16 protein-coding genes are annotated in these 13130 nt (G+C 33.5%); 7 read left to right on the top strand and 9 right to left on the bottom strand.

Features of this window, described 5'->3' with window-relative positions; all coding sequences use genetic code 11:
* Positions 1-15: 15 nt before the first annotated feature.
* Positions 16-1341, bottom strand: a complete 1326-nt coding sequence (cdr, locus tag GFS03_RS02015) for a CoA-disulfide reductase (RefSeq protein WP_153422268.1) — start codon at positions 1339-1341, stop codon at positions 16-18.
* A gap of 52 nt (positions 1342-1393) precedes the next feature.
* Here cdr and GFS03_RS02010 point away from each other — a divergent pair, with 52 nt between their 5' ends.
* Genes GFS03_RS02010 through cysS form a run of 3 tightly spaced genes read left to right on the top strand, consistent with a single transcriptional unit; the run spans position 1394 to position 4139 of the window.
* Positions 1394-1831: a hypothetical protein gene (locus GFS03_RS02010; RefSeq protein ID WP_153422267.1), complete on the top strand. Its 438-nt coding sequence runs from the start codon at positions 1394-1396 to the stop codon at positions 1829-1831.
* The gene (locus GFS03_RS02005; RefSeq protein ID WP_153422266.1) at positions 1824-2714 is read left to right on the top strand and encodes a bifunctional phosphoglucose/phosphomannose isomerase; all 891 of its coding nucleotides are present in this window, start codon (positions 1824-1826) and stop codon (positions 2712-2714) included. The genes GFS03_RS02010 and GFS03_RS02005 overlap by 8 nt, the downstream gene beginning before the upstream one ends.
* Positions 2715-2726: 12 nt before the next feature.
* Entirely contained in the window at positions 2727-4139 is a 1413-nt protein-coding gene (gene cysS, locus GFS03_RS02000) for a cysteine--tRNA ligase (RefSeq protein ID WP_153422265.1), read from the top strand.
* Here the strand turns inward: cysS and GFS03_RS01995 are convergent.
* Complete coding sequence (locus GFS03_RS01995; RefSeq protein ID WP_153422264.1) at positions 4120-4545, bottom strand: NUDIX hydrolase; 426 nt, start codon at positions 4543-4545, stop codon at positions 4120-4122. The two genes, cysS and GFS03_RS01995, sit on opposite strands and share 20 nt — an antisense overlap.
* 47 nt (positions 4546-4592) lie before the next feature.
* On the opposite strand from GFS03_RS01995, the gene GFS03_RS01990 reads away from it, so the two are divergent.
* Positions 4593-5876, top strand: a complete 1284-nt coding sequence (locus GFS03_RS01990) for a hypothetical protein (RefSeq protein WP_153422263.1) — start codon at positions 4593-4595, stop codon at positions 5874-5876.
* A 21-nt stretch (positions 5877-5897) separates the two neighbouring features.
* Here the strand turns inward: GFS03_RS01990 and GFS03_RS01985 are convergent, their stop codons facing one another.
* The 5 genes from GFS03_RS01985 to GFS03_RS01965 all read right to left on the bottom strand — a co-directional run bounded on the left by GFS03_RS01985 (position 5898) and on the right by GFS03_RS01965 (position 10062).
* Complete coding sequence (locus GFS03_RS01985; RefSeq protein WP_153422262.1) at positions 5898-6143, bottom strand: TIGR00304 family membrane protein; 246 nt, start codon at positions 6141-6143, stop codon at positions 5898-5900.
* A 3-nt stretch (positions 6144-6146) separates the two neighbouring features.
* The gene (locus tag GFS03_RS01980; RefSeq protein WP_153422261.1) at positions 6147-7634 is read right to left on the bottom strand and encodes an ATP-dependent nuclease; all 1488 of its coding nucleotides are present in this window, start codon (positions 7632-7634) and stop codon (positions 6147-6149) included.
* Between the two features lie 110 nt (positions 7635-7744).
* Complete coding sequence (locus tag GFS03_RS01975; RefSeq protein ID WP_153422260.1) at positions 7745-8530, bottom strand: SDR family oxidoreductase; 786 nt, start codon at positions 8528-8530, stop codon at positions 7745-7747.
* Entirely contained in the window at positions 8481-9131 is a 651-nt protein-coding gene (udg, locus tag GFS03_RS01970; RefSeq protein ID WP_153422259.1) for a type-4 uracil-DNA glycosylase, read from the bottom strand. Before udg ends, GFS03_RS01975 begins: the two co-directional genes overlap by 50 nt.
* A 61-nt stretch (positions 9132-9192) precedes the next feature.
* On the bottom strand, positions 9193-10062 hold the full coding sequence (locus tag GFS03_RS01965) for a dihydrodipicolinate synthase family protein (protein ID WP_153422258.1): 870 nt from the start codon (positions 10060-10062) through the stop codon (positions 9193-9195).
* Positions 10063-10117: 55 nt separating this feature from the next.
* On the opposite strand from GFS03_RS01965, the gene GFS03_RS01960 reads away from it, so the two are divergent.
* Together GFS03_RS01960 and GFS03_RS01955 are read left to right on the top strand one after the other, a co-directional pair.
* Positions 10118-10516, top strand: a complete 399-nt coding sequence (locus tag GFS03_RS01960; RefSeq protein ID WP_153422257.1) for a metal-dependent transcriptional regulator — start codon at positions 10118-10120, stop codon at positions 10514-10516.
* Between the two features lie 209 nt (positions 10517-10725).
* Positions 10726-11607: a sulfite exporter TauE/SafE family protein gene (locus tag GFS03_RS01955; RefSeq protein WP_153422256.1), complete on the top strand. Its 882-nt coding sequence runs from the start codon at positions 10726-10728 to the stop codon at positions 11605-11607.
* On the opposite strand, the gene GFS03_RS01950 is transcribed toward GFS03_RS01955, so the two are convergent.
* A complete protein-coding gene (locus GFS03_RS01950; protein WP_153422255.1) occupies positions 11593-11895 on the bottom strand; it encodes a hypothetical protein in 303 nt (100 codons plus the stop codon). The two genes, GFS03_RS01955 and GFS03_RS01950, sit on opposite strands and share 15 nt — an antisense overlap.
* A gap of 89 nt (positions 11896-11984) precedes the next feature.
* Between GFS03_RS01950 and GFS03_RS01945 the strand changes: the two genes are divergently transcribed.
* On the top strand, positions 11985-12461 hold the full coding sequence (locus GFS03_RS01945; protein WP_153422254.1) for a hypothetical protein: 477 nt from the start codon (positions 11985-11987) through the stop codon (positions 12459-12461).
* A gap of 83 nt (positions 12462-12544) precedes the next feature.
* Here GFS03_RS01945 and GFS03_RS01940 read toward each other — a convergent pair whose 3' ends face one another.
* Positions 12545-13084, bottom strand: coding sequence for a hypothetical protein (locus GFS03_RS01940; RefSeq protein ID WP_153422253.1), 540 nt, complete (start codon positions 13082-13084; stop codon positions 12545-12547).
* Between the last annotated feature and the right edge of the window lie 46 nt (positions 13085-13130).

Below are 13130 nucleotides of genomic sequence, written 5' to 3'. Positions count from 1 at the left end.
TCGAAAAGCTTAGATCTATTCCCCGCTAATGCCAGTATATAGTTTTCTCGCTGCTAAAGTAACCGCATCCCATACCCTATTTACAGGCGGAACATACCCAGTTTCCACGAAAAATAACTCCTCTGCAGTAAACCCTTTTTGAATAATTGCTGCCATCATATTTAATCTTCCTAGAACCTCCTCTTCTCCTATAATTTGTGCACCTATTATTCGCATAGTATTAGCCTCAGCGATTAACTTCACTATGATATCTTTTGATCCAGGATAGTATCTAGCCCTAGTCTTATGATGAACTGTAGCTGAAACTGTTTTAATGTTATGCAGTTTGGCTTCATTCTCGGTAATACCAGTCTTGGCTATAATATATTCCTCAAATTTAGTGATCATCGTCCCTATTACTCCAGGGAACGTTATATCTTTACCACCAATGTTATTTCCAGCTACGAAACCCATTTTATTAGCTACTGGAGCAAAGGGAACCCAATCAGGTTTTTTTGTAATAATATTTATTGATTCTGCCGAGTCTCCAGCTGCATAAACATTTTCGATGCTCGTTCTCATATGATTATCAGTCCATATAGCGCCCGTTTCCCCTATTTTTAACTGATCTTTAACTAGGTCAATATTTGGCTCAACTCCAATAGCAACTACAGTAGCATCTACCTCATATTTTCCTTTATCTGTTACTATGACCCTTCCTCCTTCTGTAACGTTCATCAGAGTCTCATTTAACTTTAGCTCTATTTCACTTCCAACCTTATCTGATATTATCCTACCCATATCTTCATCTAGCATTTTATTGAGCAAATATTTCCCTCTATGAATCAAAACAAGTTTCTTTCCTCTAGCTCTTAATGCTTCCGCCATCTCTATCCCTAATATTCCCCCACCAATTATCGCAATTTTATTAACATTCCATAATTTTTGCCTTATGTAAGAAGCTTCTGCAGGATGATGAACGTAAAAAATTCTTTCTCCCTCTGCATTTATCTTTCTAGGTTTAGCTCCTGTTGAAATTAATAGATAATCAAATTCGTATTTCTTAATCTCTTGATTCTCTCTTACTGTGACAGTCCTAGATCTTAAATCTACCTCCTCCACCTTGGAATTTATTCTGACGTTTATCTTCCTCTTTTCAATAAAATATTCTGGAGTATATGTCATGAATAAGTTTTCGTCGTCGAAAAGACCTTCAGTAAAATAGGGAATACCACAAGGCGCATGGCTGACCATCTTAGTGGATTCAAAGACTGTTATATCCATATTAAGCTTAAGCCTTCTAGCCCATGAGGCAGCAGTCATCCCGGCAGCTCCACCACCTATAATAATGAGCTTCTCCATAACTGATTAAATTCACAGAAACCTTATTATATTTACGGTCTAAATATAACACATGAAAGCTGTTGAAAGATTAAATAATACTTTAGCTGAGCTTAATAAAATAAATGAGAGCGAACTAGGAATAAATGAGTTAGATCTTTTGAGATTCTTAAAAAATCAACTGTCAAAATCCAAATCTTTGTTCGAATACTTCTCTAAAAGTATCGATGAAAAGAGATGGGACGACGTACTCTCTTACACTTTTCAAATATCACAGCGAGTTAACTCAATCTTCGGTTACTTAGTACAACCAGCAGTTTTCTCAATAGTATCTAGAAGTAAACTTTCAGAAAACATAGAAAATATTATAGATTCATTAGCATTCTCTATTTCGGAAATGATCATAGCTCTAAAACAAAATAATAAATCGCTCGGTATAGATACGATAACTGTTAATATGTCCTCAAATCCTCCATCTATGTCTATATCTGTGGTGATAAAGGGTGGATGAAATTTACCTCAACTGGGATAAAATGTTTGATGAGGCATTTGAAATTTCCACTCATGAAATTAAGAACGATAACATAGTATTCTCCGGAATTGGCGGGAGCGGAATTGTTGGAGAAATAGCAAACATCTTAGGAGTCGAACTTTCATTTAGGAGAAAGTTCACGGGGAAAGAGACATTAATAGCCGTAAGTTATTCTGGGACTACTACAGAGACAATAATTGATGTGGAAAATGCGGTAAAAGCTGGATCTGAAGTTATAATAATAACGTCTGGCGGAATACTTGAGAAGTTTGCTAAGGAGAAGAATTTGAAACTTGTTAAGGTACCCTCGGGTTTTCAGACAAGATATGCTTTTCCATATCTTTTCACACCCCTAATAAAGATGACTACTAAAAGAAGAGGTATCAAAATAAATGAGATGGAATTGAAACTTGGGGTAATGGAAGCTAAAGAAAAAATAAAGGCTGATGCCATAAGATTAGCTGAGTTACTAATAAATAGAATTCCTGTAATTTACTCGTCAAAATACTTGGCGATAGCAAAAAGATTCAAACAAGAAATAAATGAGAACGCTAAGCATCCTGCATTTTATGGCGAAATACCAGAGATAAACCATAATGAGATAGAAAGCTATGTTCATGGACCTTCCCTAGTATCAGTCATTATTGAAAGCTCAGAAATAGACAAGATTACTGAAGATGTATTAAACCCAATAGTCATAAAGCCATATTTTAGTAATGATTTAAAGAATATTTCTAGTTTGCTTGCATTAGCGGGAGTTACGTCACTTGAAATAGCTAAAAAGCTTAATGAAAAACCAGATAAACTCTATAACATACCAAAAGCTAGGCAATTAACTTCAAAACTATTTAAAATGAACTAGTGTGAGTGAATAATGGATTTTAGAATTAGAATATATAATTCACTCGGTAGAAAGTTAGAGGAATTTAATACAATAGATCCAAATTTTGTGAAAATGTATGTGTGTGGTCCCACAGTCTATGATTACGTTCATATAGGTCATGGAAGAACTTTCGTTGTATTTGATGCAATTTCGAGATATCTAAGGTTAAAAGGTTATACAGTCATAAGGGTTCAAAATATTACAGATATTGATGATAAAATAATTAAAAAATCCCAAGAGACTGGAAAAGATTGGAATGAGATTGTTAATTACTACACAAAAGATTACTTAGACATGTTATCTCAGCTTAAGGTAAAAATAGATATACACCCTCGCGTAACTCAGCACATAAAAGAAATCATCGATTTCGTACAGAAACTCATAGATAAGGGACATGCATATGTAGCACCTAGTGGTAGTGTGTACTTTGACGTTGATACTTATCCTAATTATGGGGAACTTTCCAACACTAAAAAAGAAGAATGGAATCAAGGAGAAGAATTCGTTAAGGAGAAAAAACATTCTTATGATTTCGCATTATGGAAAGCATGGAAACCTGGTGAACCTTATTGGGAATCACCTTGGGGTAAAGGAAGACCTGGATGGCACATTGAGTGTTCAACTATGTCAACAAGATATCTAGGGGAGAGATTTGACATTCATGGAGGAGGAGCTGATTTAATATTTCCACATCACGAAAACGAAAGAGCACAAACTGAGACATTAACTGGTGGAAAATGGGTCTCATATTGGGTTCACAGTGCCTTTGTAACTATAAGAAAAGAAAAAATGAGCAAATCTTTAGGAAACATAATACCGCTAAATGAGGCTATAAAGAAATGGGGACCATCGGTTTTAAGATATTGGTACTTAACTTCTCATTACAGGTCACCGATAGACTTTTCTGAAGAAGCCTTAGAGCAAGCAAAATCCGCATTGCAGAGAATAAAAGATTCAATGGCAGTAATTAGAGGCATAATATCTGAGGGGCCTAAATTCTATGCAAAGGACGACGATATCAAAACATACAGAGAGATACTTAATAATTTAGATAGCTTTCATATGGCGATGAGTAACGACTTTGACACTTCTACTGCCTTATCGTATGTACACGAGATAGTAAGATTAGTATTCTCCACTTTACAGTATAGTAGAGATTTCCTAGGTGCTATGTTAGCTTTTGAAGCACTTAAACAATTCAATGAAGTGTTTGGAGTAATGGATGAGGAGTTCTATCCTACCTACGAGAAGATGTATAAAATAATAGACGCAGTTGTAGATATAAGAAATCAATTGAGACAAATGAAATTATACGAAATCTCTGACAAGATAAGAGAGGAATTATTAAAAGCTGGAGTGAGGATACTCGATAGCAAGGATAAATCTACCTGGAGATTTGAATGATGAAGTACGGTGGCCTTTCTCCTTTAAGGTACTTAATTAACATCTCATAGGTAGTTCTTGTAGTTGGTATATTCTCTAGTTTATTAAAAGGTATATATTCTACTTCTAACGCATCACTAGAAGCATTAAGTTTCCCACCTATTGGTTTGCACTCAAAGTCTAGAATAACATAATGATAACCTTGATCTATCACTTGTACGATAGATAAAATATTACCTACAGCTATTTCGAGTCCAGTTTCCTCCCTCATTTCTCTCTTTAATGCATCCTCTAACGTTTCGCCATACTCTACCTTGCCACCTGGTATTGCCCATAACCCAGCATTTGGCGGATTTTTTCTTTTAACTAGTAGAACCTTATTTTCTTCAACAATAAGACAACCTACAGCTACGAGCGGCCTATCCATAAAATAACGATAAAAGTTAATATTAAGTAATTTGTGGTGTATTGTGTATGAGATCATATACTATAGCAATCTTGGCCTTAATAATTACGTGGGGAATTTTAGGATCATTAGTAATTCTGCAAGCCAACACCACTACGGTTAATAGTATAACTATACCTACTTCACTAACATATGCTGTAAAATTAATAAATAGTACTACTGTTGGAAATAAGACAATAACACATATCTACAATTATACATTAACTTACCAAGTGATTAGATTCGTTCAAAATATTGTTTATGTCAACATAAGTGGGAACTTCGCAAATGGTACTTTAAAACTAGGAAATAATATTTATATTAAAAAAGGAGAATACAGTCTAAATTTGTTTTATCAACCTTTGTCTATTTATTATCCTTTTATAGAACAAAGTCTAATCTATAATACTTCTTATGGAATAATAACGCCAAATGAGACCATTGCCTTAGTCTATAAAGGTAAGAGCATCAGTTTAATAAATGGGGTAAATTACACCTCATACAACTACTCAGCGAATTTAAACAATCAACAAATAAGTCTAAATATACTTGAAAATGGCATAGTATCGAAATTAAATAATGGATCTTTAGAATTAATATTAGAGTCCTTCTCAAACCTCTCCACAATTTCCCTTAATTCTGCAATAAACAGTCAATATATGAACTTCTTGAATAAATCATATTTATACGCAGTATACAACTACTCCTCGTTATCAAACTCTCTTATTCCTGAAGGCTATTTACAAATAAGTTATCCGCTTATTTTAGGCAATGATACTATAGCATCACAAATAACCCAAATACAAGTAAGATCTGCACAACAACTAGTATTACCTGCTTCATTATTGGGAGATTCAGTAAATTTTGTTTTATACATAAATCAACCACAAAAAATACCTACCAGTTTCATAGTGAATGCAGGTACAAAAAACATTACGTGGAATAATAATGTATTCACATTAGTTGGAGAAACCAAAGTTTCTACTCCAATCGGAAACTTCCTTACATATAAATATGTTCACAATATTTCGCAAAACCAAGCGCAACAAGTTCTATATTTTGCTCCTAATGGAACATTAATTAAAGAAGAAGTAGTTGAGATAATTAATTCAACAACGCAAATCCCATATTTTAGCTTAAATTTTGTGGGCAACAGCTATATAAATCCATTCGAGACTTATCCTAACGTATTTAATTATACTAATACTACGTTACCATTCAAAGTAATTAATCCTAATATTTCACTTACTATTTCAATAATAATTACCATAATCATTGTAGCGATACTCGTAATATTACATAAAAGAGATTAATAATTTTTTATTATAACTATTCTATAAGATATAAAATATTATCATTAAGATGAATAGAATTATAGCCACTATTAACATCCACTTAGCTATACCTTTCGATGAACCAAACACTATTGGTATTGGACCTATAAAAATTACACCACCAACTTGTGTTTTTTGATCCCTATCAGAAGACTTATTAGCTTCACGTATCATACCTACGAAAAGAATAATTATTCCTATAAATATGAGGAGAAAGCCTATATCAAATAAGATATTAAGATCCATAATTTATAGTGTTGCTTGGAGGGATTTAATTTTATTTGCTAATATCTCTATTTCTTTAGGTATTTCAATAGTGTCAGCATTAGTTATAAGTTCCCCTATAGACATTCTAAGCTTCTCGTACTCTATACCTCTTTTTCTCAAAACATTTACAATCCATCTTAAGTTCTCTTCTTTGCCTAAATCTCTTATTTCTTTTTCATCTGGATATATACCAAGTCTCCTTAATACCTCTAATAAGACTTGTTTGCTATAGAAATTCTCCACCTCACGACTTAAAGGAACACAATAATCCTTTAAGGTCATATCTAACTTATCACATAGTCCAAGGAATATCACGTCCAGATTTAACATATTTTTCAATTTGAGCCAATGCTGTAATTCTAAGTCGGAAGATACTTTATAGACAGATATCCCATTATCTTCTACATTTATATTTAGCCTCTTTAACCAGTTCACTATTACAGAGGGTTCAGCTAATTCACTTGTCAGTATTATAATCCTACTAAACAAAATACTACTTAGGCTAGCGTTAAGTAAACTTATAGTTCCCCTTAGATCTGTTGTTGGTTTTACTGTTATTGCAGTTGAATTTCCGTTAATTCTTCTCATAACAATATAAGTATCTGCTGACATTTCCACAATATATGGAGAATGTGTAGTAAGGAAAGACTGTAATATATTATTATCTGTCCAGTTCTTAATTAATTTCATAATTTTCGCTTGAAGTGTTGGGTGCATATTCACTTCTGGTTCTTCAATTAATAGTATCTTATTCCCACTAAGCCAGATTATGAATAACATAAGTATGACTCTCTGGAAACCACTAGCCGCCAAATCTATATATATTGGCAAATTGTACACATTAAGTACTAATCTTCTCCCATCCCAAAACTCCATTCCTTTAACTTCTGGGATTGTAGTAGCTACCAAATTAACAAAGTCATACCAGTACTTTCTTAAATTAATCGGTGACTTATTCATATCAGTCATCCTCTTCAATGTTTCATCAAAGTAAGTCTGATCAAAGATAGGCACGTATTCGATAGCTTGTGAAGCATATTCAGCTAGCTTCCTCGCAACCTTTAAATCATCCTCTCCTGGAGGAGATCCATTTATATAAAGAGTATCCAAATTCCATTCAACAAACTTATTATTATATCTCATTTTATTTATTATCTCTAATGTTATCTTTTGATTTTTACCTACAATTTTGTTTGATTCTTCAGGCGAGAATTCCACTTTTCCTCCTATCATAATAGGTTTTGAAACATCATAACCTTGCCATAATAATATGAACTCTTGATTCCTATCTTCTACAGATCTTTTTTCTATTCCAGCTGACAAATTTTTGATAAACAAGTAGATAGATGAAAGAAGATTAGTCTTTCCATATCCGTTATATCCAACGACTATGTTAAACCCACCCAGATCCTTTAAATTCACCTCACTGAGACTTCTAAAATTCGACACGTAAAATTCAGTAATCCTCACTACAGATCACTCTACGGTAATACTTAGCAGAATAAAATATAATCATTAGCGGGCTTCTTTCACGTTAATCTATTGATAAAGAAAATACGGAGTATTATCTGCAAAAATGCTTAAAAGACTCCTTTTATGCTCCCTCCGTCTACTGGTATTAAGGTGCCGTTAACATAAGTAGAAAGGTTGGACGCCAAAAATATTACAACGTTAGCAATCTCTTCTGGTTCCCCTGCTCTACCTAGAGGTACATCCGCAACAATTGCCTTAAGAACTTCATCTTCACTCTTACTCTCCCTTATTGCTCTTTCTCTTACTATTTGAAGCAATCTTTCCGTCCTTGTCCAACCGGGCATTACTCCATTTACTAAAATTCCCTTAGGTCCTAGTTCCCTTGATGCAACCTTTATCAAGCCTGCTAATGAAAGCCTAACTACATTTGATAAATCGAGATTATCAATAGGTTGTCTTAATGTGATCGACGTAGATAGAATTATCCTACCTCCATTTTGCATTAAATTACCAGCTTCTCTAACTGCAACAACTGCACTGAGTAGTAGTAAGTTAAACGCATCTAACCAATCCTTATCTGATAAAGAAAATAAATTTCCAGGTTTTGGACTTCCAGTAACATAAGCTAAAACATCCAATCCCCCAAGCCTTCTATAACCTTCATGAATGAGAAACTCAACTTCTTTCGGATTCATCAAATCCGCTTTTATATAACTTACATTTTCACCATGAAGCTCCTTTAGTTTATTGTAGGCATTTATTAGGTTTGATTCATCATGAGATGAAATAATAATTTTCGCACCTTCTTCTAAAAAACGTTTTGCGATAGCAAAACCTATACCTTTACTTGCTGCTGTCACTATTACCTTTTTCCCCTTTATTCCCAGATCCATACAAGAAATTATCTAAAGTAGTAGGTTTTGAACTTAATGCTTCTCTAACTTTTCTGAAATCTTCTTCTAGTATTTTTTTAATAGGTGGATTATAAAGAGCTGCAGCTGGATGATATGTGGGAAATACCAGAATCTTATATCCATATTCATTCCAAGGGTAAAACTTCCCTCTAACTTTCCCGATGGATGCCATTTTTAGGTTCATTTTCATGAATAGATAAGATGTGGAATGCCTACCTAAGGTTATTATAATACGGGGCCTTATCAATTCAATTTGTCTAAGCAAGTACGGCGAACAAGCAATTATTTCGTCTTCTTCTGGATCCCTATTATTTGGAGGCCTACATTTAACTAAATTCGTTATAAATACATCCTCTCTGCTTAGACCTAATACGTCATTTATAAGTTTCGTTAAAAGTTTGCCAGCTGCCCCAACAAAAGGTTTACCCTCAATGTCCTCGTTTTCTCCAGGCGCTTCTCCTACGAACATGATCTCAGCTTTAGCATTACCCTCTCCAGGTACAGCATTTTTCCTGTAATTCCATAATTTACACTTCTGACATTTTCTTACCTCTTCTGCAATGCGATCCAAGTTATCCATAACTCTCAGCCGGGGATAATTCTCTTCATTATCCAGTATTTCCCATCGACCTTCATCATCTCTATATACCTATTTCTTTCAGCGCATTATATATTTCTCCTTCAGCTCTACTATCCTCCATTAATGGTTTCCTAACACTCCCAACATTAATCCCCCTATATCTTAAACCTATCTTAATTCCACTCGGAAAATCACCTAAACTTACTACATCTACTAATTTATTCACGATTCTTTGAATTTCTATAGCCCTTTGTATATTCCCTCTATCAAATTCCACGTATAAATTGGTAACCAATTCTGGAACTAAATTAGAGATTCCAGAAACTGCACCATCAGCATCATAGATAAGAGCAGATAGGATCATCCTATCCTCTCCAATGAATACCTTAAAGTTCTTGTTTATACCTTTTAAGCTTTTCAGATACTTTAAGAAACAGACAAAATCTGTAGTTGAGTATTTCATACCATCTAATACTGACTCTTCAGCTAGCTTCTCGACTATATGAAGAGGAACATTATATCCAGTAAACGAGGGTATATTGTACAAGAACAATGGTAAATCTACCTTATTACGCAACTCGTTAAAATATATTACTAAACCTTTTTCTGAAGGTTTATGATAAATAGGTGGTACTGAAAAAATATAATCAACACCAATATCATAGTATTTTTTAGCTAATATTAGACTATTTTTGATTGAATTCTCATTAATACCTACATAGATTTTTCCTTTTGTCATCTCACGTATTTTACTAACAATCAGTATCTTTTCATCTTGAGAAAGCATATTAAACTCGCCACTAGTCCCTAGTACCCAGAAGTCCTTAATTCCACCTTTAGTTAAAAAATCCAATAATTGCTGTAATGCTTCAATATTTAGATTTTCCTTATCATCAAAGGGTGTTACAAGAGCGGAAATATTGTCTTTCACGACTATATGATTTTAAACAAAACTTTATTTATTTTTATTGAGAGTTGATTCATAGATGTCTAACTTATCACGAAGAGAGCTCTCATATTTGCTTACCATAAAAAGATATAATGACGGGGGAGAAGGGGCTAAGATAAATAGAATCGCGAAGGACCTAAAAATAGCCCCATCAAGTGTTTTTGAGGAAGTGTCGCATTTGGAAGAGAAAGGTTTAGTAGCAAAGAAAGAAGATGGAGTGTGGATTACCAATAATGGAACAAGAAGTATAAATTTCCTAATAAAAGCTCATAGAGTGATAGAGATACTACTAGTTAATATTGGGATAGATAAGCAAACAGCTTGTGAATATTCCAAACAGTTCGACTATCTTGTTCCTGAAGAGATTATAGATAAATTATATGAGTACTTGGGAAGGCCCTCTTACTGTCCACATGGATTCGAGATCCCACTCTGATTTCACACAAAAGTTCAATATTAAATCTCAGAACATAATGCAGCCAGTCAATAATTAATAATTTCTTCATAAATAATAATATTACAATATACTGTTAAAACTTATTCAGGATAAATAAACCAGCAAATTTAACTATGTTTAGTTTAAAAGTACTAACAAAGTTTTACATACTCATAAACTTTTTAAAGTTAAAACTAGATTAAGTTATTATGTTTGGAGACACAACATTTCAAATAGCCGTTACACCATTACAATACTTACTCTCTATTATTTCCGGAATATTAGTAGGATTTAGTCTGGGTCTTATTGGAGGAGGAGGTTCAATTCTTGCAATTCCGCTTCTATTGTATTTTGTTGGTCTAGCAAATGGAATTTCACCAAATACACCAGAGTACAGCTACATAACACATCTTACTTTAGGAACTACTGCACTTGCAGTTGGTATTAATTCCTATATTAATTCCTATATGCATTTTAGGAGAGGGAACGTCAGAGTGCTAGAGGGAATAGTATTCACAATTCCGGGTGTAGTAGGGGATATATTAGGGGCTTATTTAAGTCATTTAATGTCAGGTGCACTGATATTATTTCTCTTCGGCTTTCTAATGATCGCTGTTGCAATTAGAATGTGGAGATCAAAATGTAATCCTAATAGAAGTTTATTAAGCAATGATTTTCATAGACTGGCTCTCCGTGAAAGGATAAAAATAAATAAGGTAGTCCCAGTAGGATTTCTAGTAGGGTTTGCATCAGGTTATTTCGGAATAGGTGGAGGATTTCTAGTAGTACCAGGCTTATTATTCAGTACTGGGTTAGATATGCTTAGGGCTATAGGCACATCATTAATCGCAGTAGGTACTTTTGGAGTTACAGCAGCAATCACATACGCGGTGTATGGTTATGTGGATATCATAATAAGCTTATTATACTTAGTGGGAGGAGTTATAGGCGGATATGCTGGCTCCACGATTGCATCGAGAACGCCAAGGCAAACTTTAAGAAAATTATTTGCAATAATTATTATATTAGTTGCCATATATACTATGTATATAAATAGAGTAGGAATAATCCAAATATTACATCTTCTGTAAATCTTGATAGTATTTTTCAATTTCATCCGCTATAATATCCAATGATCTTTTTACGCTTTCAAGTATTATCTCATAATTTTCCTCCTCTAGACCCTTATTAATACTATTTACCAAATCTCTAAACCTTTCCGCATTAGAAAATTTTCTGAAAAATCCAGTTAGCTCCTTTTTGACCCATTTGAATATAGTTCTATCTTTTCTTTCTTCGATATGTAATTTCACCTTTTCTAATGACATCTTAGCTAGAATTAGATCTTGAAGTTCATAGAATTTTTTTGTAGTAGACATTACATGAAATAACTTGCTAAAGGATTTTATATAGATACGCTTAATGCTGAGGAATAAAGTTATAATTTATTATATACCCATTATCGCTTATGAAAAATTCTGAGTATTATGTTTGGGTACTAGTAGGATCAATAATATTAACAATAATATTACTCTCCATGGCTCCCTTAGTTCCAATAGATGAACCGCTTGTATATAGAGCAAGTAGTGGAGTAACATATAATCTCACGATTCCAGTAGGAGTATCATTTTCTGCATTTATAGCACTAATTATATTTATAATATCTATTTTATTGGTTTCGGGTTATAAAAATGATTATTACAATATGATCATTGATGCATCTGCTATAAGTTTTGTATTTCTAAACTATCTTAATTATTACCTCATATGGTATGTATGGAGACCACACATACAAATGCTACCTTTTCTTGTTGAAATAATTTATAATCATGCTGCTACATTGCAACTAGATATAGGTCAGATAGTAATTGTTATATTCTTGTATAGATTATATAAAAGATTGAGAAAGCCCCGTTCCCTATCTGGGCCCGACGAGAAGTTATAAAATGAGTGAAGGCCCTCAGCCGAACGGGGCACATGATGACGCCTACATCGTCTAGACTAGTGAAGAAGGGTCGATAGACTGACTTATTCATAATATATTAGAACATAATACGTGACATTATATTGGTTCCATATTGGAATCAAATATATCGTATTTGGAGACGCGTTATAGAACGTAATTTCCACTTGAGTTGCTACAATTTGATCATCAATAACAGTAGTATTAATCACACTAACATTAAACGTTTCTTGAGTTACAGCTATATTTACTCTATCGTGAGGAGAGTAATAAATAGTTATTATAGCTGAATTATTAAATGGACCCAAATTTATTATACTTGGGTAAACGTGAAATACTGGATCCTTGTTAATTACTAAAGAAGATTGGAGAGGAGAATATATAAGGTAGGAATTCATATAGCTTCCATTGGCTGGTCTTGCATTCACAGTTAACTCATACATTTGTGGGGCATAGCCAGACTGTCGCTCTACAATATTAGGCTCTTTTATACTATATGTTATAAACATATGAGAGACATAAACTACTAAAGACGCAATTGCTAAGCTTACTAACACGCCAGCAATAACCATTAAGTACTGTTTCACATTAACTACGATATTCACAAGGTATATATATCTATTCGCTATAACTAGATATTACTAAAAAAGA

The organism is Sulfolobus sp. E5-1-F (assembly GCF_009601705.1).
Lineage (GTDB): Archaea > Thermoproteota > Thermoprotei_A > Sulfolobales > Sulfolobaceae > Saccharolobus.
Note: the sequence above shows the minus strand (reverse complement) of the source record. Positions and strands in the feature narration are given on the sequence as shown.

What these genes read in the sequence shown, in the direction of transcription:
- cdr (WP_153422268.1), bottom strand. Translation starts at nt 1,341, where the DNA reads ATGGAGAAGCTCATTATTATAGGTGGTGGAGCTGCCGGGATGACTGCT.
- GFS03_RS02010 (WP_153422267.1), top strand. Translation starts at nt 1,394, where the DNA reads ATGAAAGCTGTTGAAAGATTAAATAATACTTTAGCTGAGCTTAATAAA.
- cysS (WP_153422265.1), top strand. Translation starts at nt 2,727, where the DNA reads ATGGATTTTAGAATTAGAATATATAATTCACTCGGTAGAAAGTTAGAG.
- GFS03_RS01995 (WP_153422264.1), bottom strand. Translation starts at nt 4,545, where the DNA reads ATGGATAGGCCGCTCGTAGCTGTAGGTTGTCTTATTGTTGAAGAAAAT.
- GFS03_RS01990 (WP_153422263.1), top strand. Translation starts at nt 4,593, where the DNA reads ATGAGATCATATACTATAGCAATCTTGGCCTTAATAATTACGTGGGGA.
- GFS03_RS01985 (WP_153422262.1), bottom strand. Translation starts at nt 6,143, where the DNA reads ATGGATCTTAATATCTTATTTGATATAGGCTTTCTCCTCATATTTATA.
- GFS03_RS01975 (WP_153422260.1), bottom strand. Translation starts at nt 8,530, where the DNA reads ATGGATCTGGGAATAAAGGGGAAAAAGGTAATAGTGACAGCAGCAAGT.
- udg (WP_153422259.1), bottom strand. Translation starts at nt 9,131, where the DNA reads ATGGATAACTTGGATCGCATTGCAGAAGAGGTAAGAAAATGTCAGAAG.
- GFS03_RS01960 (WP_153422257.1), top strand. Translation starts at nt 10,118, where the DNA reads ATGTCTAACTTATCACGAAGAGAGCTCTCATATTTGCTTACCATAAAA.
- GFS03_RS01955 (WP_153422256.1), top strand. Translation starts at nt 10,726, where the DNA reads ATGTTTGGAGACACAACATTTCAAATAGCCGTTACACCATTACAATAC.
- GFS03_RS01950 (WP_153422255.1), bottom strand. Translation starts at nt 11,895, where the DNA reads ATGTCTACTACAAAAAAATTCTATGAACTTCAAGATCTAATTCTAGCT.
- GFS03_RS01945 (WP_153422254.1), top strand. Translation starts at nt 11,985, where the DNA reads ATGAAAAATTCTGAGTATTATGTTTGGGTACTAGTAGGATCAATAATA.